The organism is Nocardia carnea, from assembly GCF_029868325.1.
Taxonomy (GTDB): domain Bacteria; phylum Actinomycetota; class Actinomycetes; order Mycobacteriales; family Mycobacteriaceae; genus Nocardia; species Nocardia carnea_C.
In genome coordinates, this window is the sequence record NZ_JARWNW010000297.1 from 1 (window position 1) to 23,272 (window position 23,272).

The 23,272-nt window shown below is 67.7% G+C and carries 24 protein-coding genes; 12 read left to right on the forward strand and 12 right to left on the reverse strand.

Annotation, left to right across the window (positions count from 1 at the left end):
* Positions 1–134 precede the first annotated feature (134 nt).
* Both QH196_RS28565 and QH196_RS28570 read right to left on the reverse strand, forming a co-directional pair.
* Positions 135–809, reverse strand: a complete 675-nt coding sequence (locus QH196_RS28565) for a TIGR04282 family arsenosugar biosynthesis glycosyltransferase (RefSeq protein WP_280418944.1) — start codon at positions 807–809, stop codon at positions 135–137.
* A 344-nt stretch (positions 810–1,153) separates the two neighbouring features.
* The gene (locus QH196_RS28570; RefSeq protein WP_280418945.1) at positions 1,154–1,825 is read right to left on the reverse strand and encodes a glycosyltransferase family 2 protein; all 672 of its coding nucleotides are present in this window, start codon (positions 1,823–1,825) and stop codon (positions 1,154–1,156) included.
* A 90-nt stretch (positions 1,826–1,915) separates the two neighbouring features.
* Here QH196_RS28570 and QH196_RS28575 point away from each other — a divergent pair, with 90 nt between their 5' ends.
* From QH196_RS28575 to QH196_RS28585, 3 genes are read left to right on the forward strand one after another with little or no spacing between them, the layout of a single operon-like run.
* On the forward strand, positions 1,916–3,514 hold the full coding sequence (locus tag QH196_RS28575) for a hypothetical protein (RefSeq protein WP_432279570.1): 1,599 nt from the start codon (positions 1,916–1,918) through the stop codon (positions 3,512–3,514).
* Positions 3,515–3,524: 10 nt separating this feature from the next.
* Positions 3,525–4,238, forward strand: coding sequence for a response regulator transcription factor (locus QH196_RS28580; protein ID WP_280418946.1), 714 nt, complete (start codon positions 3,525–3,527; stop codon positions 4,236–4,238).
* Positions 4,231–5,256 carry a sensor histidine kinase gene (locus QH196_RS28585; protein ID WP_280418947.1) on the forward strand — a complete coding sequence of 342 codons (1,026 nt, stop codon included), beginning with the start codon at positions 4,231–4,233 and terminating at the stop codon, positions 5,254–5,256. Before QH196_RS28580 ends, QH196_RS28585 begins: the two co-directional genes overlap by 8 nt.
* Positions 5,257–5,278: 22 nt before the next feature.
* Here the strand turns inward: QH196_RS28585 and QH196_RS28590 are convergent, their stop codons facing one another.
* The 3 genes from QH196_RS28590 to QH196_RS28600 are packed head-to-tail and all read right to left on the reverse strand — an operon-like array spanning position 5,279 to position 7,770.
* Positions 5,279–6,184, reverse strand: coding sequence for a formylglycine-generating enzyme family protein (locus QH196_RS28590; RefSeq protein ID WP_280418965.1), 906 nt, complete (start codon positions 6,182–6,184; stop codon positions 5,279–5,281).
* Positions 6,185–6,226: 42 nt separating this feature from the next.
* Positions 6,227–7,144, reverse strand: coding sequence for a TauD/TfdA dioxygenase family protein (locus QH196_RS28595; protein WP_280418948.1), 918 nt, complete (start codon positions 7,142–7,144; stop codon positions 6,227–6,229).
* Positions 7,141–7,770: a TetR/AcrR family transcriptional regulator gene (locus tag QH196_RS28600; protein ID WP_280418949.1), complete on the reverse strand. Its 630-nt coding sequence runs from the start codon at positions 7,768–7,770 to the stop codon at positions 7,141–7,143. Before QH196_RS28600 ends, QH196_RS28595 begins: the two co-directional genes overlap by 4 nt.
* A 293-nt stretch (positions 7,771–8,063) precedes the next feature.
* Between QH196_RS28600 and QH196_RS28605 the strand changes: the two genes are divergently transcribed.
* From QH196_RS28605 to QH196_RS28620, 4 genes are all read left to right on the forward strand, one after another.
* Entirely contained in the window at positions 8,064–9,548 is a 1,485-nt protein-coding gene (locus tag QH196_RS28605) for an MFS transporter (protein WP_280418950.1), read from the forward strand.
* A gap of 55 nt (positions 9,549–9,603) precedes the next feature.
* Complete coding sequence (locus QH196_RS28610) at positions 9,604–11,946, forward strand: arylsulfatase (RefSeq protein WP_280418951.1); 2,343 nt, start codon at positions 9,604–9,606, stop codon at positions 11,944–11,946.
* Positions 11,947–12,066: 120 nt separating this feature from the next.
* The gene (locus QH196_RS28615) at positions 12,067–12,483 is read left to right on the forward strand and encodes a YidH family protein (RefSeq protein ID WP_280418966.1); all 417 of its coding nucleotides are present in this window, start codon (positions 12,067–12,069) and stop codon (positions 12,481–12,483) included.
* Positions 12,480–12,845 carry a DUF202 domain-containing protein gene (locus QH196_RS28620; RefSeq protein ID WP_280418952.1) on the forward strand — a complete coding sequence of 122 codons (366 nt, stop codon included), beginning with the start codon at positions 12,480–12,482 and terminating at the stop codon, positions 12,843–12,845. Before QH196_RS28615 ends, QH196_RS28620 begins: the two co-directional genes overlap by 4 nt.
* A gap of 14 nt (positions 12,846–12,859) precedes the next feature.
* Here the strand turns inward: QH196_RS28620 and QH196_RS28625 are convergent, their stop codons facing one another.
* The 3 genes from QH196_RS28625 to QH196_RS28635 form a co-directional block, all read right to left on the reverse strand.
* The gene (locus tag QH196_RS28625) at positions 12,860–13,093 is read right to left on the reverse strand and encodes a hypothetical protein (RefSeq protein WP_280418953.1); all 234 of its coding nucleotides are present in this window, start codon (positions 13,091–13,093) and stop codon (positions 12,860–12,862) included.
* A gap of 60 nt (positions 13,094–13,153) precedes the next feature.
* Positions 13,154–13,384 carry a hypothetical protein gene (locus tag QH196_RS28630; RefSeq protein WP_280418954.1) on the reverse strand — a complete coding sequence of 77 codons (231 nt, stop codon included), beginning with the start codon at positions 13,382–13,384 and terminating at the stop codon, positions 13,154–13,156.
* Between the two features lie 229 nt (positions 13,385–13,613).
* Positions 13,614–14,660, reverse strand: coding sequence for an NAD-dependent epimerase/dehydratase family protein (locus QH196_RS28635; protein ID WP_280418955.1), 1,047 nt, complete (start codon positions 14,658–14,660; stop codon positions 13,614–13,616).
* Between the two features lie 157 nt (positions 14,661–14,817).
* Between QH196_RS28635 and QH196_RS28640 the strand changes: the two genes are divergently transcribed.
* Positions 14,818–15,822 (forward strand): zinc-binding dehydrogenase, encoded by a 1,005-nt coding sequence (locus QH196_RS28640; protein WP_280418956.1) that lies wholly within the window; start codon positions 14,818–14,820, stop codon positions 15,820–15,822.
* An 8-nt stretch (positions 15,823–15,830) separates the two neighbouring features.
* Here QH196_RS28640 and QH196_RS28645 read toward each other — a convergent pair whose 3' ends face one another.
* The 3 genes from QH196_RS28645 to QH196_RS28655 all read right to left on the reverse strand — a co-directional run bounded on the left by QH196_RS28645 (position 15,831) and on the right by QH196_RS28655 (position 17,662).
* Complete coding sequence (locus QH196_RS28645; RefSeq protein WP_280418957.1) at positions 15,831–16,388, reverse strand: SRPBCC domain-containing protein; 558 nt, start codon at positions 16,386–16,388, stop codon at positions 15,831–15,833.
* A gap of 2 nt (positions 16,389–16,390) precedes the next feature.
* A complete protein-coding gene (locus QH196_RS28650; RefSeq protein ID WP_280418958.1) occupies positions 16,391–16,714 on the reverse strand; it encodes an ArsR/SmtB family transcription factor in 324 nt (107 codons plus the stop codon).
* Between the two features lie 156 nt (positions 16,715–16,870).
* A complete protein-coding gene (locus tag QH196_RS28655; protein ID WP_280418959.1) occupies positions 16,871–17,662 on the reverse strand; it encodes a nucleotidyltransferase domain-containing protein in 792 nt (263 codons plus the stop codon).
* A gap of 182 nt (positions 17,663–17,844) precedes the next feature.
* Between QH196_RS28655 and QH196_RS28660 the strand changes: the two genes are divergently transcribed.
* From QH196_RS28660 to QH196_RS28675, 4 genes are all read left to right on the forward strand, one after another.
* Entirely contained in the window at positions 17,845–18,594 is a 750-nt protein-coding gene (locus QH196_RS28660) for an ankyrin repeat domain-containing protein (protein WP_280418960.1), read from the forward strand.
* A 199-nt stretch (positions 18,595–18,793) separates the two neighbouring features.
* Positions 18,794–20,260: a flavin-containing monooxygenase gene (locus QH196_RS28665; protein WP_280418961.1), complete on the forward strand. Its 1,467-nt coding sequence runs from the start codon at positions 18,794–18,796 to the stop codon at positions 20,258–20,260.
* Between the two features lie 116 nt (positions 20,261–20,376).
* Complete coding sequence (gene zapE / locus QH196_RS28670) at positions 20,377–21,444, forward strand: cell division protein ZapE (RefSeq protein WP_280418962.1); 1,068 nt, start codon at positions 20,377–20,379, stop codon at positions 21,442–21,444.
* A gap of 179 nt (positions 21,445–21,623) precedes the next feature.
* Positions 21,624–22,061, forward strand: coding sequence for a hypothetical protein (locus QH196_RS28675; protein ID WP_280418963.1), 438 nt, complete (start codon positions 21,624–21,626; stop codon positions 22,059–22,061).
* A gap of 40 nt (positions 22,062–22,101) precedes the next feature.
* Here the strand turns inward: QH196_RS28675 and QH196_RS28680 are convergent, their stop codons facing one another.
* On the reverse strand, positions 22,102–23,184 hold the full coding sequence (locus QH196_RS28680) for an acyl-CoA dehydrogenase family protein (protein WP_280418967.1): 1,083 nt from the start codon (positions 23,182–23,184) through the stop codon (positions 22,102–22,104).
* Between the last annotated feature and the right edge of the window lie 88 nt (positions 23,185–23,272).

Here is a 23,272-nt window from a genome sequence, read left to right on the forward strand (position 1 = left end):
CATCGGGGATCAGTCCGCGTAGTAGCCGCGACAGCAGCGGGGCCCCCACCCCCGCCGGCCCCAAACACAAAAACCAGACAAAAGACGACCCTTACAAAACCCCCCCCCCCCCCCCAGGCAATCGCCGCTCCCTATCATCGACCCCCCCGGCCGCCGCGCTGCGCGCGCACCTCCGTGGCGAACCGGCCGTGACAGTCGGCGGCGACCCGCAGAGCGTCGACATAGTGATCGACATCGTCGAGTTGCGGCAGCGTTCCCACCCGGTAACCGGTGGCCTGCAACGTCTTCCGCGTCACCGCGCCGGTCCGGTCGGTGGACATCGGTACGTCGGCGAGCAGCCGCGCGGCCCGAGGATCGGAAAGTCCCAGTGCCCACCAGCCGCCGTCACCGGCCGGGCCGAGGAGTGCCTCGGCTCCCTCGGCGAGGCAGCATGCGGCAGCGGTCAGCAAGCCCGGACTTACCTGCGGGGTGTCCATTCCGATCTGCAGGACCGGTAGCCCGGCGCGGGCAGCGTCGGCGTGCGCGTTCGCCAGACGTACCCCGAATCCGGTTCCCCGCTGGGGCATGACCTCGAAATCGGCGAGCGAGCCGCGGATTTCCTCGGCGCAGTCGGCTACTGCGAGCTCACCGGTGAACGCCACCGTCCGGTTGGCGGCCGGGCAGGCGCGCACCGCGTCGAGGGTGTCCAGCAGCGCGGCGGCCGCGAGCCGTGCCGCCTGTACCGATGTCAACGGGGGGCACAATCTGGTTTTGGCGAATCCGGGGACGGGCGCCTTGGCGACAACCAGCACTGTTACGGGAATCGGCACACCGGATCCCCCCGGGGATTTCGCCGGCGCATGCTGTTCCCACCCAGCCTCGTGGCCGGCCGCGACTCGCCCGTTTCCGGAGGGCCTATCGACCGGCATCCGACGGGCCGCGTTCGCTGCGCCCGCTCCAGCCCCGGGCTCAGCCCCTGTCCTCGCCTCAGCCCCGGGCTCAGCTCCCGTGCCGGGCTCAGCTCCCGTGCCGGCCTCGACCTCGGGCTCAGTCCCTGCGCCGGCCCCGGGCCCCTCCTCTGTTCCGAACTCCTTCCGTGTCCCGGCATCAACCCCCGCCCCGGCCTCGAACCCGGCTCGGGCTCGGAGTTCCCTCCCGCGTGGTCCCGGGGTGCTCATCGCAGCACCGCCAGGAAGTCGCGGGTCGCGCGTAGCGATCCCAGGGCCGACCCGGAGATCTTCGATTCACCGCCGGTCCGGGGGCGGTAACTGATATCCATCTCGCGGATGACCCAGCCGGCCCCGGCCGCCCGGACCAGCAGCTCGAGGGGGTATCCGAATCGGTCGTGCAGATGTCCCAACGCATCCAGCCCGCCCCGCCGCGCGACTCGCATCGCGCCGATATCGTGCACGGGCAGCCCGTAGCGCCGGCGGAGCCGTCCGGCGACGACACCGTTGCCGAGCCGGGTGTGCCACGGCCAGGCTCCTCGGGTGACGGCCCGCCGCCGGCCGACCGCGAGATCGGCGCCCGCGCGAACAGCCGCCACCAGTCCGGGCAGCTCGCCGGGGTCCATCGACCCGTCCCCGTCGAGAACCGCCACGATTTCCGTACCGGCGGCGGCGATACCGGCTTGTACGGCGGCACCGTACCCGGGCCGCGTTTCGGTGACGACCCGCGCGCCGTGCTCGGTCGCGACGGCCGCAGTGGTGTCGGTCGAGCCGTTGTCGACCACGATCGTGTGGTAGCCGGCCGGGACCGCGGTCAGCACGCCCGGCAACGCTTCGGCTTCGTTGCGGCACGGGATCACGACGGTGACGCCGGCCGGTGCGCTGTCCTCAGTCGCCATGGTTGCCACGCTAGGCCGGAATCGGCTCGAAACCTGTGACAAAACGATGACGTCGTATCGGTCCACCAGGTCGATCCGGTGTGACCGGCGATGGCCGGGCCTAGGGTGGCCTCTGTGCCGGATCCGATCGATACCACCGCGCCCCGCCGCCGGGTGCGCGGGGAGCTGCTCGGCGCGGGAGCCGCAGCGTTGCTGGTCCTCACGGCCTTCGTCGTTCCGCACATGGCGAGCGAACCCTGGCGGGAACGGCTTTTCGCCGGGGCCGCGCCGATCTTCGGCTGGTGGTCGCCGCATATCGGCTGGGGAACCCTGCCGGCCCTCGCACTGGCCGCGATCGTGGTGCTGCGCGGCCCCGCACTGGCCCGGCGGCTGCGCTGGCGCCCGCTGCTCGGCGCCGGGTATGCGACCGCGCTCGCCTGGGCGTTCGCGCTGGCCATGGTGGACGGCTGGGAACGTGGATTCACCGCGCGGCTCGCCGACGGCCACGAATACCTGGCCGAGGTGCCGGGGGTCACCGATATCCCGCTGATGCTCGACACCTTCGCCGGCCGGATCCTGGACGGGCAGCCCGATTCCTGGACCACCCATGTTTCGGGTCATCCACCGGGGGCGCTGTTGTTCTTCGTCCTGCTCGACCGTCTCGGAGTGGGCGGACCGACCTGGGCGGGGATCGTCTGCGTGTTCATCGGCTGCAGCGCACCGATCGCGGTGGCGGTGGCTTTACGCGCCCTGGGCAGCGAAGACCGGGCCCGTGCCGTGCTGCCGTTCCTCGCACTCGCTCCCGCGGTGATCTGGATCGCGGTCTCCGCCGACGCGTTGTTCGCCGGGGTGACGGCGTGGGCGGTCGCACTGCTCGCCGTCGCCGCCCGCGCCGGGCGTCGTTCGGTGGTGAAGCCCCGCGGTTGCGGCGCGACGAAGCACGGCAGCACGATCGGTTCCGGAGCGCAGAGACACGGACCGGGCAACACCGGCACGTCGGCACAGACGCTCGGGGTAGACGACACCGGCACATCGCCGGGGCCGGACGTACCGAGTCGTGGCCCCCGCGACCGCGGGGCGCGGCGTCATGAAAAGGCGGCGAGGGAAGTCCCGAGCGCGAATCGCGCCCGGCGATGGGAACCGGTGCTCGCCGCCATCGGGGCGGGAATCCTGTTCGGTTTCGGGATCTATCTGAACTACGGGCTGGTGCTGATGGGTTTCGTGGCGGTGGCGGTGCTGGTGGCGGCCCGCACCGCACGTCCGCTGCTGCCCGCGGTATTCGGCGCGCTGCTCGTGGTGGCCGCGTTCACCGCGGCGGGGTTCTGGTGGTTCGACGGCTATCACCTGGTGGTCGAACGGTATTACCAGGGCATCGCGACGGATCGTCCATACGGGTACTGGTGGTGGGGCAATCTTGCGGCGACCGTGTGTGCGGTGGGCCTGGCGACCGCGGCGGGGCTGCCCCGGGCTCTCGCCCGGTTGCGCACACTCGAACCCGCGGCACTGCTGGTTACCGGGGCGGTGTGCGCGATCGCCGCCGCCGATATCAGTGGCCTCAGCAAGGCCGAAACCGAGCGGATCTGGTTACCGTTCGATATATGGCTGCTCGTCGCTACGGCCTACCTTCCGTACGCGCGGGCCCGTCCCTGGCTGGCGGTGCAGGCCGCGGGGGCGCTGCTGCTGGTCCATCTACTGTTCACGAATTGGTGAGGGCGATCCGATGTGCATACTGGTGGCCGATGACGACCCGGTGGTGCGGGAGGTGGTGCGCCGCTATCTGGAACGCGACGGCCGCACCGTCGTGGAAACCGGTGACGGCCGCGCCGCGCACGCCGTGCTCGCCCGCACCGGCACACCTGACGACGTGGAACTCGCGGTCCTGGATGTGATGATGCCGGAGCCCAGCGGGATCGACCTGTGCCGTGCGGTGCGCGCCGGGCGGCGTCCGGATCTGCCGATCATCCTGCTCACCGCGCTCGGTGACGAGGACGATCGGGTACTCGGCCTGGAAGCCGGCGCCGACGACTATGTCACCAAACCGTTCAGCCCCCGCGAACTCGCGCTGCGTGTCGCCTCGGTCCTACGCCGCAGCTCCCGGCCGGTACCGGCCCCCGATCGGCAGATCCTGCACGACGGCCCCATCACGGTGAACCTCTCCGCCCAACTGGTGTTCATCGACGACATCGCGCTCACTCTCACCCCGCGAGAGTTCGACCTGCTGGTGTTCCTGCTGCGCAATCCGGGCCGGGTGTACAGCCGGGAGAGCCTGCTGGAACAGGTGTGGGGGTGGGATTTCGGGGATCTGTCGACGGTCACCGTGCATATCAAGCGGTTACGCGCCAAGCTGGGTTCCCGGCACCGGATCGATACCGTCTGGGGTCGCGGTTATGCCTGGGGCCGCTCGGAGATCACCGGGGAGCCGTCGGATGCCTGAGAATCTGCTCCAGATCATCGGGTTCACGCTGGCGTGTTCCCTGCCGGTGGTGCTCTTCGGTGCGCTGGCGCTGCGCGCGCTGCGTGACCGCTCGCTCACCGCGAGTATGGCGGTACTGGTGCTCATCCCGACCTTGGCGACCCTGGCCGGGATCACCGGGGTGAGCGGTTTGATGTTCACCGCCGAGTTCCGGCGCACCTCCCTGGTGTTGCTGCTCGTCGCGGCCGTCACGGTGCCCGCGGCTGTCCTGCTGGGTCGCGAGCAGGCCCGTAAAACGGTGTGGGAAAAGCAGATCCGTGAACAGGAACGCGCCGCAGAACAGTCCCGCCGCGAGCTGGTGGCGTGGGTGAGCCATGATCTGCGCACCCCGCTGGCCGGTATCCGGGCCATGACCGAGGCGCTCATCGACGGCGTCGTCGCCGATCCCGCCGATATCGCCCGCTACGCCGGGCAGATCGACCGGGAAACCCGGCGGCTGTCCCGGATGGTCGACGACCTGTTCGAAATGTCGAAGATCTCCGCCGGCGGCCTGCATCTCGACCTCGAACCCCTCGACCTGCGCGAACTCATCGACGAGACCTATGCCGCCCACCGCGCGACGGCCGACCGGGCAGGGATAGCTTTCACCGCCGAACAGCCCTCGGCGCCGCTACCTGTCGCGGCCGACGATCACGCTTTGAGCCGGGTGCTGGCCAACCTGGTGTCCAACGCCATCGCGCATACACCACCCGGCGGGAAGGTCGTGATCACCGCCGGGCGCGATAACGGCCAGATCTGGACCCGGGTCGACGATTCGGGTCCGGGTATCGCTTACGCCGATCTGCCACGAATCTTCGAGGTCGCCTACCGCGGCACCGCGACCCGCTCCCCCGTGGCGGACGACGGTGTGCCCGCAGGAAGCGGTATGGGCCTGGCGATCGCGGCGGGGCTGGTGCAGGCGCACAGCGGCGCGATCACCGCCGCCAATCGGGAAGTCGGCTGCCGCTTCGAAATCCGTTTACCCGCCGGCACCGGATAGCGCCCCGGCCGGGAGCAGGGCGTTACGGACGGACAACACACCGGAATCCGATATGTGCGGTCGAGGTTTCGATACTTTCGCCCTGCCGCGCAGCCGGCCGATACCGAAGACAGTAGTTGGGTGCGCACAGGTGCGATCCGCCCTTGATGACTCGCCGCGGATACGGTATCGACTCCTCTCGCCCGGCGGCACGCGGATCGGACGGGCTACAACACCCGTGCGCGGGGGCGGTGGCGCGATCGTCCACTCCGTGACTGCCGGTGAAGAGGTCGCTGGTCCACTCCCACACGTTGCCGGCCATATCCACCAGTCCGTACCCGTTGGCCCGGAAGGACCCCACAGGCGACGTTCCGGTGAACCCGTCCTCGGCCGTATTTTCCCAGGGAAAGTTTCCTTGCCACGTGTTCGCCTGGTGCCGGCCACGCGGAGTGAATTCATCACCCCAGACGAACCGGGCACGATCGAGCCCTCCTCGTGCCGCGAATTCCCATTCCGCCTCTGTAGGAAGGTCTTTGCCCGCCCAGCGCGCATAAGCGAGCGCATCGAAATACGAGATATGGGTGACCGGATGGCGCTCGCGACCGGCCAGATCACTGTCCGGGCCTTCCGGATGGCGCCAGTCGGCCCCGGGTTTCCACATCCACCACCTGCGGTAGTCGTCGAGTGGTACCGGCCCGGGTGGTGGAGTGAATACGAGGGAGCCGGGCACGAGCAGCGCCGGGTCGGCATCGGGGTAATCTTCCGCCCGGGGAGCGGTTTCCGCAGTCGTGAGATAACCGGTGCTCTTGATGAATCTGCGGAATTCGACGATCGTCACGGGATGGGTGTCCATGAAGAAACCGTCGACACGTTCCTGATGGACCGGCCGCTCCTCGGGATAGAATTCCTCGGATCCCATCCAGAAAGTGCCGCCGGGTATCCACTGCATATTTTTCGGCGGGGAGCTCGGCTTCGTCGCAGAATTCATCGGTCAGCGCGGCACGTCGCCGGTGATGGCGACTCGCTCCATGACTCGCCGATGAGGGAAGTAATCGCTGGCCGCATAATGCTGGGTCGCCCGGTTGTCCCAGAAAGCAATGGAATTCGGTGCCCAGCGGAACCGGCACTGGAAATCCGGAACCTTCACCTGATCGAACAGGTGACGCAGCAGCTGCTGCCCTTCCACCGGATCGAGATCCGGGATATGCGTGGTGAACAAACTGTTCACGAACAACGTCTTGCGTCCCGTCTCCGGATGAACCCGGACAATCGGGTGATGGACCGGTGGATAGGTCTCCTTCATCTGCTCGAGCCGATCGGGAGACATTCCGCGGCCGAACGACGGGACGAAATCGTGCACGGCGGTCAGTGTGTCGATCCGGCTTTTGATTTCATCGGAGAGGCAGTCGTAGGCATTGCCCATATCCGCCCACAAGGTGTCACCGCCGGCCGGTGGGACCTCGAGTGCCCGCAGAACCGAACCCAGCGGCGGGCGCTGCTGCCAGGTGACATCGACGTGCCAGATGTTCTCGGTTCCGGGATCGTCCTGGCTGCGTTCGAAATGCACCACTTCCGGCACGTCGCCTTGGGCGAGGAACGGATGCACTTCCAGTGTGCCCCAGTGCTCGGCGAAGTCTCGATGCTGTGCCGGGGTGATGTCCTGGTCGCGGAAGAACAGCACTTTCCATTCCAGCAGCGCGCGGCGTAGCTCCTCGATCTGCTCCGCCTGCGGATCGCGGAGATCGACCCCGCTGACGGTGGCGCCGATATACGGAGTCATCGGGTCGAGATGCAGCGTCGTGTACGGCTCGGTCTCGTTGCCGCCGACCGTGCGACGGAGCAGCCTGGGGCCGAATTCGATTGTGTGATCACCGATTACCACGGTGCGGGACGATATCGTGCTGGTCATGGCGCTCCTGTCCGGTCTGCGAGCAGCGCGCCCACAGCCATATCGATCAGGTGGTCGACGGTGTCGTCGAAGCTCGAGAGTTGAGGAAGTCCTTCGGCTCGGCGCTGTTCGACGAGGGCGAGCGCCGAGATGGTCATGTTGAACATCAGGTCGATCCGGGTGAGAGCCACCCGCCGTGGTAGATGGCCCAGTGCGTCGATGAGCCGTTGGACGATCTCGCGGCCGGCGTCCTGGACCTCACTGAGTTCGGGCAGGGTGAAATCCACGGACGGAGAGACACGGGCAAGGAACCGTGCATAGTAACTTCCGTCCGGAGTTTCCGCGAGAAACTCTGTAAGGGGCCGGATCTCGGCCTCGACAAGAGCACGGACGTCACCTTCCCGACCGGCCTGTACGACATTGTCGAGATATGCACGCCGGACCTCGTTGATGGTGCGCATCCGAAATCGGAAGATCGCCATCAGAAGCCCTTCCCGGCTTCCGAAGTGGTATTGCACAGCCGAGTTGTTGCGATGCCCCGCGGCGGCCGCGATATCTCGCATCGACACCCCCTCGAGCCCGTGCGCGGCATAGAGCTGTTCGGCTGCCTCGAGGAGGGCTTGACGTGAATCGACTGCCGACGACATGTGGCCACGATAGGCGACCGGAACAACCCTCGTCAAGACACTGTCTTAAATCTCTGGAAGACCTGCCGGGCAATCACTTTCGAGTCAACTCGGCCCCTGCGGATACCTCCGAGAGATAGGTCCCGCTGAGCGGGACCCGATAGGCGGAATCCGCAAATCCGTGATTACCGTCATACTTCGACATTCTCGGAGCCGACTCCGGCATCCGAACCTCTTCCTGCGCGCGCCGACCTCCCGCCGCGAGCCACCGGCCTTCCTCGGTCCTCTGCCCATCCGAACAAAGGACACCCCTGGTGCACGAAATACCCCCACCGGCCGCCGGTGCATCGAAACCGCGACTGTTCGCCATCCTCGCCGTCATCATCCTCTTCTCGGAAATAGCCACCTTCGAAATTCTGATGGTGTACCCGGCGGTGCCGCATATCGCCGAGGAATTCGAGACCCTCGACGTGGCGTGGGTCATCTCCATCGTCACTCTCGCGGGCGCGACCCTCATGCCGCTGATCGGAAAACTCGCGGACAAGGCCGGCAAGAAGCGCGTCATCATGGCACTGACCGTCGTGTTCGCACTGGGCTGCCTCATCAGTGCTATGGCACCGACATTCGTGCTCATGCTCGTCGGGCGCGCGGCGCAGGGGGCACTGGTGGGCATCGTGGCGCTGTCCTACAGCCTCGTGCGCGACATCATGCCGCGCGATTTCGTGCCGATCGCGCTGGGTGTGGTCGCGACAGGGATCGGGATGTCGGCTGTCGCCGGACCGTTCATCGCAGGCTGGCTGATCGACGGCTTCGGATTCCGGTCGGTGTTCTGGTTCCTGGCGATCTACGTCGCCGCATTGATCCCGCTGTACGCCGCGGTGGTACCGGAAAGCCCGGTGCGCGCCGACCGTCCGGTCGACTACCTCGGCACCGCGCTGCTCGGGCCCGGCGTAGCCGTCCTGCTGATCGGGGTGAGCAAGGGATCGGCGTGGGGCTGGTCGTCCACAACGACCCTGGGGCTACTGGTGTCGGGTGTGCTCATGCTGGTGTTGTTCGTCGCGCGCCAGCGCACCGCGACCCACCCGCTCATCGATTTCACCATCCTGTTCGGTCGACGATTCGGGCCTACCGTTCTGGCGGTCGCCTGCGTCGGATACATGATGAACGCGCATGCCCTGATGATGCCCACGCTGCTGCAGACTCCGGCAGGGATCCCCGGCATCTCTTACGGGGCAGGTCTGACCGCCACCACGTATGCACTGTGGACCTGCGCCCTCGGGCTGTGCGCGATGCTCGCCGGCCCGCTCGGCGGCTACTGTGCCCGGAAATTCGGTCCGCGCCAAGTACTGCTCGCTTCCGGTGCGCTGTTCGTACTCGTCATGTTCCTCGGCGCCGGAATGCCGACCTCGCTGACGCAGGTCGTGCTGATCAGTGCGCTCGCCGGCGTCGCGGTCGGGTTCCTGCACTCGTCCAACGCGAACCTGGTGCAGGAAGCCCTCCCCTCCGAACAAAGCGGTGTGGGTTCCACGATCGCCGGTGTCGGAATGCAGTTGACATCCGCGATTTCCGTCACGGTCACGGGCGCCGTCATGGCCGGCCACCTCGGCGATCCGGGTTCCGGCGGCCGGTCCGTGATGTACGCGGATTCGGCTTTCGGTTACGGATTCGGTTCCGCCGCGCTCGTCGGCGCCGTCGGCATAGCGATCGCCCTGTCCATGAAGCACGGCCGCGCGCCGGCGACCGGCGGACTGCGGACATCGGCGGAAACCGCGGTGGTTCGCCACGGCGAGCGTGTCTGACCACCGTCACCGAACCACCCACTACCCCGGCATCAGAACGAAAGGGAATTCACCTATGGACCGCCATTCGCTGCCGATCGTCACCCATACCCCGCAACCGGCCTCTGCCGTCGACTACCGCAGCCAGAGCCGCCCCTTCCACCGCGGTGCCCCGGTCCGTCCCCCACAGGGAGCGCCGAACATCCTGGTGATCATGATCGACGATGTCGGGTTCGGTGCCGCATCCGCCTTCGGCGGCCCCTGCCGGACCCCGACGGCGGAGCGGCTCGCGCAAGAGGGGCTCGGGTACACGAGATTTCATACGACCGCATTGTGTTCCCCGACCCGCGCCGCAATGCTCACCGGCCGCAATCACCACTCCGTAGGGATGGGGGTGATATCCGAAATGGCCAGTGCTGCACCGGGATACAACGGCACCCGGCCCGCGTCGGCGGCGACCGTGGCACGGATTCTGCAGGGCAACGGGTATGCGACGGGCGCGTTCGGCAAAATGCACCAGACACCCGCCTGGGAGATCACGCCGGTGGGGCCGTTCGACCGATGGCCGTGCCGGGAAGGCTTCGACAAGTTCTACGGATTCCTCGGCGCCGAATCCGACCAGTTCAATCCCGTCCTCTACGAGGATTTCACCGTCGTCGAACCACCTCGCAGCGCCGAGGACGGATACCACCTCTCCGAGGATCTGGTGGATCGCGCGGCCGCGTGGATCGAGGGCGTGCACGCGGTGGACGCCGGCAAACCCTGGTTCTGCTATCTACCGTTCGGCGCCTGCCACGCCCCGCTGCAGGTGCCCGACGAGTACCTCGGCAAATACCGGAGCGAATTCGATCACGGCTGGGACCGGCAACGTGAGATCACGCTGGAACGGCAGAAGCGCCTGGGTGTCGTACCGGAGGATACGCTGCTGGCACCGTGGGCGCCGGGACTTCCCCACTGGGATTCGCTGGACGAGAATCAGCGGAAGGCTTCCGCGCGACTGATGGAACTGTACGCGGCCTTCCTCGAACACACCGACGACCAGGTGGGCAGGCTCGTCGACCGGATCGAGGAACTGGGCGCGCTCGACAACACTCTGGTGCTGTACATGCTCGGTGACAACGGTGCGTCGGCCGAAGGCGGTATGGAAGGGTCGTTCAACTATCTTGCGGGTCTCAACGGGTACGAGAGCACAACCGCGGACATCCTCGACCGTTTCGACGAACTGGGCACTCCGACGAGCTATCCGCACTATCCGGCGGCGTGGGCACTGGCACTCGATACGCCCTACCAGTGGGCCAAGCAGGTCGCGTCACACTACGGCGGCACCCGCAACGGGTTGATCGTGCGGTGGCCCGCCGGTATCGCCGAACGCGGCGAGCTACGGCATCAATGGCACCACTGCGTCGATCTCACGCCCACCATTCTCGAGGCAGCCGGAGTACCCGCGCCGCACACCGTGGACGGCGTCGCCCAGATGCCCATGGAAGGTGTGGCGATGAACTACACCTTCAACGATGCCGCTGCCGAGGACAGGCACACCACCCAGTACTTCGAGATCTTCGGCAACCGCGGCATCTATCACGAAGGCTGGACGGCGGTCACCGCGCACCGCGCGCCATGGCTCATGGCGACCGCGGGCGTGGAACTCCCCGATCTCGACGAGGACCGGTGGGAACTGTACGACACGCGGACCGACTGGTCCCAGGCCCGCGATCTCGCGGCCGAGCACCCGGAGATCCTGGCCCGGCTGAAACAGCTCTTCCTCGTCGAGGCCGCCAAGTATCAGGTGCTCCCGCTCGACGACCGCACCGCCGGCCGGCACACCCGGGGGAACCGCCCCCCGCACCCGTTCGAGGGCCGCACGAGCATCACCCTGTATCCACATATGCAAGGCCTGGTGGAGAAAGCAGCACCGTCGTTCTTCAACCGATCGTTCAGGCTCACCGCACAGATCGACAACGACGGTTCGCCGTGCGAAGGCATGCTGGCCGGGATCGGGGGACGATTCGGCGGCTTCGCACTGTATGTGCTCGACGCGAAACCGGTGTTCTGCTACAACTTCTGCGGCCGCGAACACACCTTTGTGCGTGCGCCACAACGACTCCCGGCAGGGAAGAGCGAGGTGGCACTGCACTTCGATTACGACGGCGGCGGAATCGGGAAGGGCGCCACGGTGACACTGTTCGTCGATGGTGTGAAGGCCGCGGAGGAACATATCGAACGCACCGCCCGGGCGATCTTCTCCATGAACGAGCAACTCGATATCGGCGTGGACAGGGGAAGCCCGGTAACAGAGGAGATCGCGCGTAGCGGAAAGTTCTCCTTCACCGGCACGCTGCACGAGGTCCGGATCAACCTGTCCCGCGGCGGCGGTGTCCCCGAGTCCGAGCGCCGGAAAGTGGAGTTGGCGACGCACTGAACCGCACCGTGCGCACTACCGAAGCCAGGTGAGCAGTCCGCTGCGACCGCTCACCTGGCCGCGGGAGATCCACAGGCGCCGTCAACTATGCACCACGTCGAGGAAACTCAGATGTCTCCGATGTCCGGGCACGAATCCGTCCACGCCACGCCCGACCCACCGGTAACCCGGGCCGCAACCGGTCGGAGATGGCGGCCGAGCGCACTGCGGGCCGGCACCGACCCCGACCCTCGTTTCAGTCTCGCCAACGAGCGCACCTTCCTCGCCTGGATCCGCACCGCGCTCGGCGCCGTCGCAGCGGCGCTTGCACTGGAAACGCTTGCCGGCCAGACGCATGCTGGATCCACCCACCGAACGACGATCGTGGCATTGCTCGTCTTCGCCGTCCTGCTCACTGCCGTCGCGCTGGCCCGCTGGTTTCGGATCGAAATCGCGATGCGCACCGGCCGGCCGCTACCGTTGCCCGGCATCGTACTTCTCATGGCCGTATTCGCTGTCGTCTGCGCAGCGACCGTCGCGGCGCAGATTTTCCTATGAGAAGCCACCGATCCATACCGGGCGAGGACACCGTGGCCGATGTCCACGACGATGCCGGGTTGCAACCGGAGCGGACCACGCTAGCCTGGGTCCGCACGGCCGCTCTCGCAGTAGCCGTGTGCCTCCTGTTCCTCCGCACAGTTCCGGGCCCCGGCGCCCTCGTCGTCGGTGTAGCTGCCGCCGCCGCGTTTCCCGCTCTGGCCATACTGGCCACGGCTCGGCTCAACCACCGGCAGCGCGTGCGCGAGTTCGTCGACGGCCGCGCACCGATACACCTCGTTCCTGCACTTTCGGTGAGCATGGGTGTCGTCTTACTTGCCTGCGCTGCGGCATCACTACTGGTGACACAGCCTTCGAGTTAGCGGCCGTCAGCGCGTCACCGGGAGTGGCGCGCGAGCACGGCCGCGCGGCGCCGGCCGAGGAGTTCGCGTCGCTCGGCAGGCGTGACCCGCATCGTCGATTCGGGCAGCTCCCGAGGCAGGTCCGCGACCTGCACCACCGCGGAACTCCGCAGCGCGGCGTCCACGGGCGGCTTACCCGGCACCGACTGCCAGCGCACCGCGATCAAACCGGCATCGTTGCCACCCCGGATCGAGCCAGTTACGGACACCGGGGTCCTGGGGCGATACCACGAACGTATAGGTGCCGTCCGGGTTGGGCGCCGCCTGTGTCATGTTGAGGCTGCCGGTCTTCTCGCGGTACGGGTAGGCGACGCCCACGGATCGATGATCTGCACGCCGAGCGACTCCGCGCCGACCGGGTCGACGGTGAGGACGAGCGCTTCGCCGGCCGCCAAGGCGAAGCGGCCGCCGGTGGACAGTCCTCGACCGCCGGGTCGCTCACGTACGGGACGGATCTGGTTCTCCGGAGTCTTGTAGTAGTACTCGTTGAAGTACTTCATCCAGAACGGCGCGATCTGCCCAGTATCTCTGCGGATCGAGCGGCCTGCTGATCGACAGTCCGCTCGGGCGCCACAGGTGGGCCGTCCACCCGGACGATCTCGAGCCGGGACGGTGTCTCGCTCGCCCAATCGTTCAACAAATCGCGCACGATAAGGCTCGCCGATCGCGGGTACGTGCGCATCGCGGCATGGCTCATCGAGCTCCCCCAATTCGCTCCCGGCATGACCTTCACGTCGATACGCCGAGAGCAGGGGTAGGGCGCAGCGGGGCGGTCGCGAATTCGGTCAGGCCGGTTTCGGGGGTGATCCGGGCGGTGAATCCCAGCATCTGCCGGGCCCGGGTGGGGTCGGCGACGATATGCCGGACATCGCCGGGGCGGATATCGCCGGTGACCACGGGCTCGGGACCGCCGTGTGCGGCGACGAGGGTCCGGGCGACCTGTCCGATGGTGATCGGCCGGCCCGAGCAGATGTTCAACGGTACGAATCCGGAAAGGCCGGTTTCGATGGCGGCCAGGTTGGCGGCGGCGATATCGGATACGTGGACGAAATCCCGTGTCTGGCCGCCGTCTTCGAAAACCCGCGGAGGCCGGCCGACGGCGAGGGCGGACCGGAATATCGCGGCGACCCCCGAATACGGGGTATCCCTGGGCATTCCGGGCCCGTACACATTGTGATATCGCAGTGCGGTCACCGACGAACCGGTGAGAGCCGCCCAGGCCGACGCATAATTCTCCTGCGCAACCTTGCTCGCGGCGTACAGACTGCGGGGCCGCAGGGGCGTATCCTCCGGCACCGGTGCCCATTCCAGGTCTGCGCCGCCGGAGCGGTGCTCGAATCGACCGGCCGCGAGATCCGCACTGTCGCGCGCACCCACCGCGACGAGACCGCCGGGCCCGCGGTACAGCCCCTCCCCGTACACCACCATCGACGACGCCAGCACCAGGCGTGTGCAGCCCGCCCGGTCCATCGCCGCGAGGAGGACCGCGGTGCCGTAGTCGTTGTGTCCCGCGTAGGCCGGGGCGTCCTGTGCGTCGACCCCGGCGCCCACCACCGCCGCCTGATGACAGACGACGTCGGCACCCCGCAGCACGCGGTCCAACTCCCCCGGTTCGCGGATATCGAGCCGCCCCACACCCTCGGGCGGCCGGGCATCCGGACCGTGCGCGGCGGGCAGCATCGAATCGGCGGCCACCACCTCGTGACCGGCCTGCCGCAGCGCGGCATGGATATGGGATCCGATGAACCCGGCCGCGCCGGTCAGCAGTATTCGCACGGTGCCGATCCTGCCCGCTTCCCCGCGTGCCCCGGGAGAGCCACGGCGGGGGTGTCACTGTTTCGTCAGATATCCGCCGGGAAAACCGCCGGACTTGACCTCAATATTGGTTCAGGTTCCAGACTGGTCCGGGAACAGCGAACCGAGGAGGCTCACCGTGCAAGCAGTGCTCGTCAAGGAATTCGGCGCACCGGACGTGCTCGAACTACAGGAGGTCCCGGCACCGGAACCGGGACCCGGTCAGGTCCTGGTGCAGGTCGCCGCGGCCGATGTGATGTTCCTCGATACCCGGCTGCGGTCGGGCTGGGGTACCGATTTCTTCCCGGTCCGGCCGCCGTACATTCCGGGCGGCGCGATCGGCGGGACAGTGCGCGCGGTCGGTCCCGGTGTCGACAACGCCTGGCTCGGCCGCCGGGTCGCGACCCGTACGGCGACCAGCGGGACCGGAGGCGGCCTACCCGTCGGCGGATACGCCGAACAGGCGCTCGCGGTGGCCGAAACGCTCACCGAGATTCCGGACGGCGTGAGCCTCGACCAGGCCACCGCACTGGTCCACGACGGCCACACCGCGCTCGCCGTCTTCGATCGTGCCGCGGTGCGGCCGGGTGATTTCGTTCTGATCACCGCGGCGGCGGGCGGGCTGGGCACTCTGCTGATCCAGCTGGCCCGGCAGGCCGGTGCGCAGGTGATCGCGGCGGCCCGCGGCGAAACGAAACTCGCGCTCACCGAACGCCTCGGCGCGCATACCGCCATCGATTACTCGGAACCCGGATGGACCGACCGCGTCCTTGCCGCAACGGGCGGCCAGGCCCCCCATCTGGTACTCGACGGTGCGGGTGGACACCTGGGCGATGCCGCGCTCGCGGTCGCCGCCGGCGGCGGCGGACGGTTCATCGGATACGGGGCGGCGGCCGGCGAATTCGCCGGGGCAGCCGCGGAGGACGCCCGGCAACGCGGTGTCGAAGTGGTGGGTTTGCACGATCTGACCAACACCGGTGACGATTACCGTGCCGCATACGCCGCCCGCATCCTCGACGCGGTCGCGACCGGCGCGATCGAGGTGGTGATCGGCCAGACCTATCCGCTGGCGGAGGCCGCCCGGTCGCACGCCGCCATCCAAGCACGCACCGCCCTCGGGCGCACCCTGCTGCGCATCGGCTGACCACCCGGCTACACCGAGGTCGCGTCGACGGCCTCGGTGTAGCGGCGGCGCAGCTCCGCGACCTCGTCCGGGTCGGGCAGGTCGATCGGCCGGCCGGCGAGCGAATCCACGAGTTCGTCGAGGCATACGTGGTAGCCGGTGGCGGTGCCGGAGAGTCCGTGCGGACCGGGCGTACCGAACCAGACCGTGCACACCAGCCGCGTCCCCGGATCCTCGGCGAGCAGGTCGAACCGCAGATGTTCGTCGTCCCAGAGGAATTCGAAGAGGCGCGGCGGATCCCAGGTGAGGATTCGGCCCGGCAGCTCCGGGTCGCCGAGGTCGACCTCCATTTCGGTCAGTTCCGCCGAGGCCTGTTCGACCGCCTCGGGCCAGAACCGGAACCGGATCTCGGCCCCGGCGCGGCGCTCGCCGAGGATATCGGCCGGGAACCAGTGCCGGAGATGGCCGGATTCGGTGATCGCCCGCCACACTTTGGCCGGCGGGTGGGCCAGGATGCGTTCGTAGCGGGTGCCCACACGGTCGCCGTCGCGCAGCACCTCGCCGAGCCGCTGTGTCACTCCGGTCATCTTCACTCCTCCGGATCGTCGGGCAGGGTGTCGAGATAGGTTTCCAGATCGTCGAGCCGGTCGGCCCAGATCTCACGGAACGGGGCCAGCCAGGCGTCCATCTCCCGCAGCCGGCCGGGGTCGAGCGTGTAGTGCCGGCGCGGGCCGTCCACCCGGACCCGTACCAGCGCCGCCGCGTCGAGCATCTTCAGATGTTTGGACACATTGGGTTGCGCGGTGCCCAGCGCATCGGCCAGGTGGCCGACGGTCCGCTCACCGTCGCGCAGGAGGTCGAGGATATGCCGCCGTGTGGGGTCGGCGAGGACCTCGAATACATCGCGTGCCACACCCCAACCATTCCTCATCGGGAATATTCCTGTCAAGGAATATTCCCGATGGCGCGGGCGGGCGACCACGCGGACGCCGACGCGGTGCCCCTTCCCGACACGGCGCTGCTGTGAGTCTGGCTCCCGGCCCGAGAGCCGACCGCCCTCGCCGGATGGTCAGGAGGCAGTTCCTCCGGCTATCCGGTCGACCGTCCGCCGCGCCCACGCCATGAATTCGTCCACCTCGCCGACGGGAAGCTCCAGCGCCGACTCACGAGGCCGTTCGAAACTCCGCAGTGCCGCCTCGATCAGCGGACGAAACCTCTTCTCACCAGCAGCAATCGACCGCCCGGCTGCCCTTTTGGAAACCCATCCACCGACCTTGCAGAAATACACCGACCGGCACCCGTTCAGCACCCTGTTGTCCGCGAGATGCCCGGCGCCCGAAGCATGCTCGCGCACCGACGCCGAAACGGCAGTGAGCAGGTCCGGACGCGCGGGAGCCCCCAGCACCTCCCGTATCGGGTGACCGGAAAGCGTCCACCCGCTCTGATGCCCGATCGCCCGATCGATCACATACCAGAACCCCGGCGCGTCAGCGGATTCGAAGTCCGCCACGGCAGGCAGCAAGGGGCCGGTGTTCAGATTGAGCAGATATCCCGCCCCCGGCGCACCCGAGGCAGCGAACCCGGCGTCGTAGACGACCAGTTCCAGTCCGGCAGCAGGACAGCACAATCCTGGGTGGGCCAACGCATCGGCCAGCTCGTGCGCCAGTCGCGTCGGCGCCGCCGGGTCGACGACCACCGTGATGTCGATATCGCTGCGCCCGTGCCGGTAGTCACCCAAGGCGAGCGATCCCACCGCAGCGACACTCACCAGCCGGCCCCGGTAGCTGGCACGCACACGCTCGACCAGCTCCGACAGGTAGCGCACCACATCGACGGGCACGCGCTCGACGCCGGTAGCCATCATCGCTCGCCGAGCCGACACCGGCCACCCGCCGGACCGTCGGCACCGAACCCGATCGTCATCCCCTCAGGCTAGACCGGACCGCCTGGTGGAGCCGGACAGCGCGGCCGAGCGAACCGCGCAGGGGCAGGCCACGACCGACTCCAGCCATATCCGGTTGACACCGTGACTTCAATGGACAGGTGACGAACCTGATGGATGCTGTATGGGAGCGGGATCCCGCTGCCCTCGAAGCGCTGCTGAAGGACGGCGCGTCGCCGGAGGAAACGAACGAGGACGGAACCACACCCCTCTACCAGGCCGCGGTGAACGGTTGCGCCGACCTGGTCCGCCTGCTGCTCGCGCACGGGGCCGACCCGAACCGGCCCAGTACGCCGGTCGAGGAAGGCCTGCCCTTGTGCGCCGCCGCCTGCTGGAACCACGTCGGCGTCGTTTCCGCGCTCCTGGCCGCCGGAGCCGACCCCGATCTGCCCGAACCACCGCATCCGCAGCAGCAAGGTCCAGGGACGCCGCCGTTGTTGTGGGCGGTGGACAACGGACACCTCGAAACGGTGGACCTGTTACTTGCGGCAGGCGCCGACCCGAATATCGAGGGCACACCCCTGACCCGCGCGGCCCGCCGCGGATGCTACGGAATAGTGCGGTCCCTGCTGGCCCACGGCGCCGACCCCGGCCGCACCGACCCCGAGGGAAACACTGCCGCGACGATCGCTGCCCGCCTCGCGGGTGCCGACCTGGTCGCCGTGCTCGCCGATCAGTCGAGCTGGGGCGAGGGGGAATACACGGTCGAGCGCAGCCCGGCCGGAGACGGCACCGAACGGATCACCCTCCGCTACCGGGACACCGGCGGGGAGGCATCGATCCAGAACGGGCACGGCGCGATCGCTGCACTGCTCGCCGATACGACCGGTTCCGGTCCGGGTCTCGCCTGAGCACCGACCTGCTTCTCCTCCCAGCGCGGCGCGATCCCCGGCCAGTTGACCGAAAGTCTCGATCCGGAGGCCCGACGCAGCCTTACAGTGAGGGGGACCACAGGAGGTACCGGGCACGGGTGTGAGCGAGTGGGGCCCGGAGGCGGCGGTGGACGTCACGGCGCAGGAGCCACCCCGTGCTCGCGGGACAGGAGTATGTATGAGCGGGGCACACCGGGTATCGGTGCTGGTGATCGGCGCGGGCTTCGGCGGTATCGGCGTGGCGATCGAATTGCGGCGCCACGGGTTCAGCGATATCACCATCCTGGAGAAAGCTCAGGATCTCGGTGGAGTCTGGCGGGAGAACACCTATCCCGGGGCCGCCTGCGATGTGCCGTCACCGCTGTACTCCTACTCGTTCGAGCCGAAACCGGATTGGCCGCAGCGCTACTCCGGGCAGGCCGCCATCCACGACTACCTGCGCGGAGTCGCCCGTCGGCACGATCTGCTCGACCGTATCGAGTTCGGTGTCGAGGTCACCGACGCCGCGTTCGACGAGAAGACCGGCCGCTGGACCGTGCACACCGCCGACGGCGCCACCCGGACCGCCGATGTGCTGATCTCCGCGGTCGGGCAGCTCTCCCGCCCGCAGCTGCCGGATATTCCCGGCGTGGACAGTTTCGCCCGGCAGGCGTTCCATTCGGCGCTGTGGGATCACCGTGTCGATCTCACCGGGAAACGCGTCGCCTGCATCGGCACCGGTGCGAGTGCGATCCAGTACGTACCGCAGATCCAGCCGCAGGTCGCACACCTCACCCTGTTCCAGCGCACCGCCGCCTGGGTGCTGCCGAAATTCGATACCGACTATTCGCCGGTGCAGCACAAATTGTTTGCGCGTATTCCCGGAATGCTGCTGCTGGAACGTCTCGGCTGGTGGCTTACGGCGGAGGTCTCGTCGCTGGGGTTGGTCGAGTTGCCGGTTATCAGCCGGATCGTGGCTCGGGTGGCGCAGCGGAATCTGAACAAGAATGTCGACGATCCCGAATTACGCGCGAAACTCACCCCGGACTATCCGATCGCGTGTAAACGCACACTGTTCTCCAGCGATTACTATCCGGCGCTCACTCAGCCGAATGTCGAGGTGACCACCGCCGCCGTCACCGAGATCACCCCGCGGGGCGTGCGCACCGGCGACGGTACGCTGCACGAAGCCGATGTGATCATCTACGGAACCGGTTTCAAGGGGACCGAATTCCTGTGGCCGATGCGGATCAGCGGGCGGGCCGGCCGGGAACTGGCCCAGGCGTGGTCGGACGGCGCGCACGCCTATTACGGGATGACGGTGCCCGATTTCCCGAATTTCTTCATGGTGTACGGGCCGAATACGAACCTCGGGGTCGGGTCGATCATCTACATGATCGAAACGCAGTCCCGCTATATCCGTCAGGCTGTGCAATTGCTCGCCGATAAACCCGGCCATATGCTCGAGGTCCGCGCCGAGACCGAGCGCGCGTTCAACGACGCTCTGCAGAAACGCCTCGATCGCACCCCGTGGAACTTCTGCTCCAGCTGGTATCGCAATGCGGCCGGCAAAATCACCAACAACTGGCCCGGTACGGTCACCAGCTACCGGCGCCGGGTGCGCAGACTGGAACCCCAGGACTACCTTCTCACACCCGCCGCGTAATTCCTTGGGGCGCTGCGTCGGCACCGCCACGCGATCCTTTTCACATGTGCGTCTCGTCTCTGGGCACCGTGGGACCGGCCTGCCAGGCTGGCTCCGAAGGTCACGAGGAGGTGCCGGTGGCAGGAGCACGAAACGACTGGGGATCGGTATTCGACAATGCCGCACACGATGCGGGGTTCGTCCTCGACGATTCCCAGCGCACCGCCGCCACCGCGCTGGGCCGCCTCGGCGACGAATTATCCGGGCGTCGGCGCCTTTTCGGGTCCCCGCCGCGTGGTGTCTATATCTGGGGACCGGTGGGGCGCGGAAAGAGCTGGCTGGCCGACACCTTCTACGAAGCCGTGCCCGGACAGCACACACGCCGCATCCATTTTCACGAATTCTTCCGCGAGTTCCATTCCCGCTACGCCGCCCACCGCCATGAACCGCGGGCCGGGGAACGGGCGGTCCGGGATCTGCTCGGCGAGGCCCGGCTCGTCTGTTTCGACGAATTCCATGTGCACGACCCCGGTGACGCCACCATCCTCGCCAAGGTCGTGAGCGCCCTGTTCGCCCGCCGCATCACATTGGTCGCCACCTCCAACTATCCGCCGTCCGGCCTGCTGCCGAACCCGCTGTTCCATCATCTGATCGAACCGGTCGTGGCAATGCTCGAGGACGCCCTGGACGTCGTCGAAGTGGCGGGCCCGCACGATTACCGGCGCACCGGGCCGGCACCGGCCACCGGATTCGGTCTCGGCCGCTACCTGTGGCCCGGCGACGGCAACCGGCTCGCGGCCGCCGGGCTGCGTATCCCGGCACCGCCCGAACGGCGGAGGGTCACGTTCGGTACCCGTACCGTCACCGCCCTGGCCGTCCGGGGAGCGGAGATCTGGTTCGACTTCACGGACCTGTGCGACCGCCCGTTTTCCACCATCGACTACCTACGGCTCACCGATCGATACAGCCACTGGACCCTGTCCGGGCTTCCCGTGCTCACCACGGCCGACCGCGATGCCGTACAACGTTTCTCCAACCTCGTCGACGTTCTGTGCGACCGCGGGATACCGCTGAACCTCATTGCCCACGCCCCCCTGGGCGAATGCCTCTCCGGCGATCGGCTGCCCCCGGATATCCACCGCACCGCCAGCCGGCTGGCCCTGTTACCGGGAGCCGCCGATACCACCGCAACGGCCGATCAGTAGCCGGGCCGCATACCCGGCACCATGGGATCACGCAGATCCACCCACCGCGCCCGCGGTCGGCGGTAAGGTCGGCTTCCGCGGCGGGCGCGTCGGTTCCAGGACCTACCCAGCGAAGGGTTTACCCGTGGCGGCTCCCGGGGTAACCGGCCCGGAACCCCGTTTTTGAGAGGAATATTCTCTTGCGAAAGATCTTGCGACCGTTTGCTCTAGGCGCACTTGCCGCAACCGCCCTGCTCCCGGTCGCGGCGCCCGCGGGCGCCCAGGCGGCCGCCGATTTCCAGGACGCTCGCGTCGATATCGCACCCGGATGCGCCGGCACGGTTCGCAGCCAGGTATCCGTTACTCCGCTACCGACCGATGTCGCAGGTGTCGGGGTATCGGTGCTGTTCCGGGCGGACCGCCCCGACCCGGCGTGCACGCTGTCGGCGACGGTCTCGTGGCGTAATACGGCAACCGGCGCCACCGGATCCGAGGAAGTCACCGTCTCCTCGGTCCCCGCCCCCGGCGGCTGGTTCCCGACCGACCACGGTTTCCAGCGCGCACTGGCCGATACCGGTCCGGGACCGGTGGTCGTCACGATGAGTACGAATCCCGGCGAGGTCAGCGTTACGGTCTGATCGGTCGTGGGCCGGGCGGGCACCTACCGCCCGGCTTCCGTCATGAACTACGGCGACCGCCCCGCGGCACCTCGCGGAAGGGCACATTGTGGTCCGACCGTGCTTCCCTGGGCATGCCCAGCACGCGTTCGCTGATCACATTGCGGGCCATTTCGGTGGTGCCGCCGCCGATACAGCTCACCTGCCGCATCAGGAACACATCGCCCGCGTCACCGAATTCCTCGTCCCACACCGCGTCCCCCGCGACCTCGAATTCTATAGTCGCCCGGCGTGATTCGGCGATCCCGCGGAACAAGCGCCCGATGGCCGCCGACTGCTCGGGGATACGGCCGGACGCCATCCCGGTACCGAGCCGCCGCTGCAGCGCGCTGCCGACGATATCGAGCATCCGGTCCTCACCGATGAGGTCACGCACGCCCGGTTCGTCGACGGTCCCGGCCCGGCAGGCGATCTCCACCGGCGACCGGTCGGAGATGGCGGGTTTGGCGGGCACCGTGACGTAGGGCGATTCCGCCAGCAGCCGTTCGTGCGACATCCAGCGGGTCCCGACGGTCCAGCCGCCGTCGACCTCCCCGATCCGGTCCGAATCCGGTACCCGCACATCGGTGAGGAACTCCTGGCAGAACTCCCGGGCGCCGTTGAGCATCTCGATCTGATGCACCTCGATACCCGGCTGATGGATGGGCAGGATGAACACCGTGAGGCCGCGGTGTTTCGGCACATCCCAGTTGGTGCGGGCCAGGCACAGCGCCCAATCGGAGTACCACGCCCCGGTGGTCCAGATCTTCGCGCCGTTGAGTACCCAGTCGTCACCGTCGCGCACGGCGGTCGTCACCGCGCCTGCCACATCGGAGCCGCCGGACGGTTCGGAGAGGAACTGCATCCAGATCTCCGCACCGCGCAGCATCGCCGGAATATGCGTTCGCTTCTGCTCCTCGGTCCCGAAGTCCAGCAGTACCGCCGCGCACGGCGACAGCGTCGGCACCTGACATCGCGACGGATATTCGAACCCGGCCATTTCCTCGGTGAACGCCCGCTGATGCGCGGCGGTGAGCCCGCGTCCCCCGTATTCGACCGGGATGGCGATACCGGCGAACCCGGCATCGTAGAGCTTGCGCTGCAGTCGGCGGTAGTTTTATCACCCCCCCAACAAAATCGAACCCCGCAACATACACCCCCCCACCCCAGCGTAAGGCCCCAAAGGGGCCAGG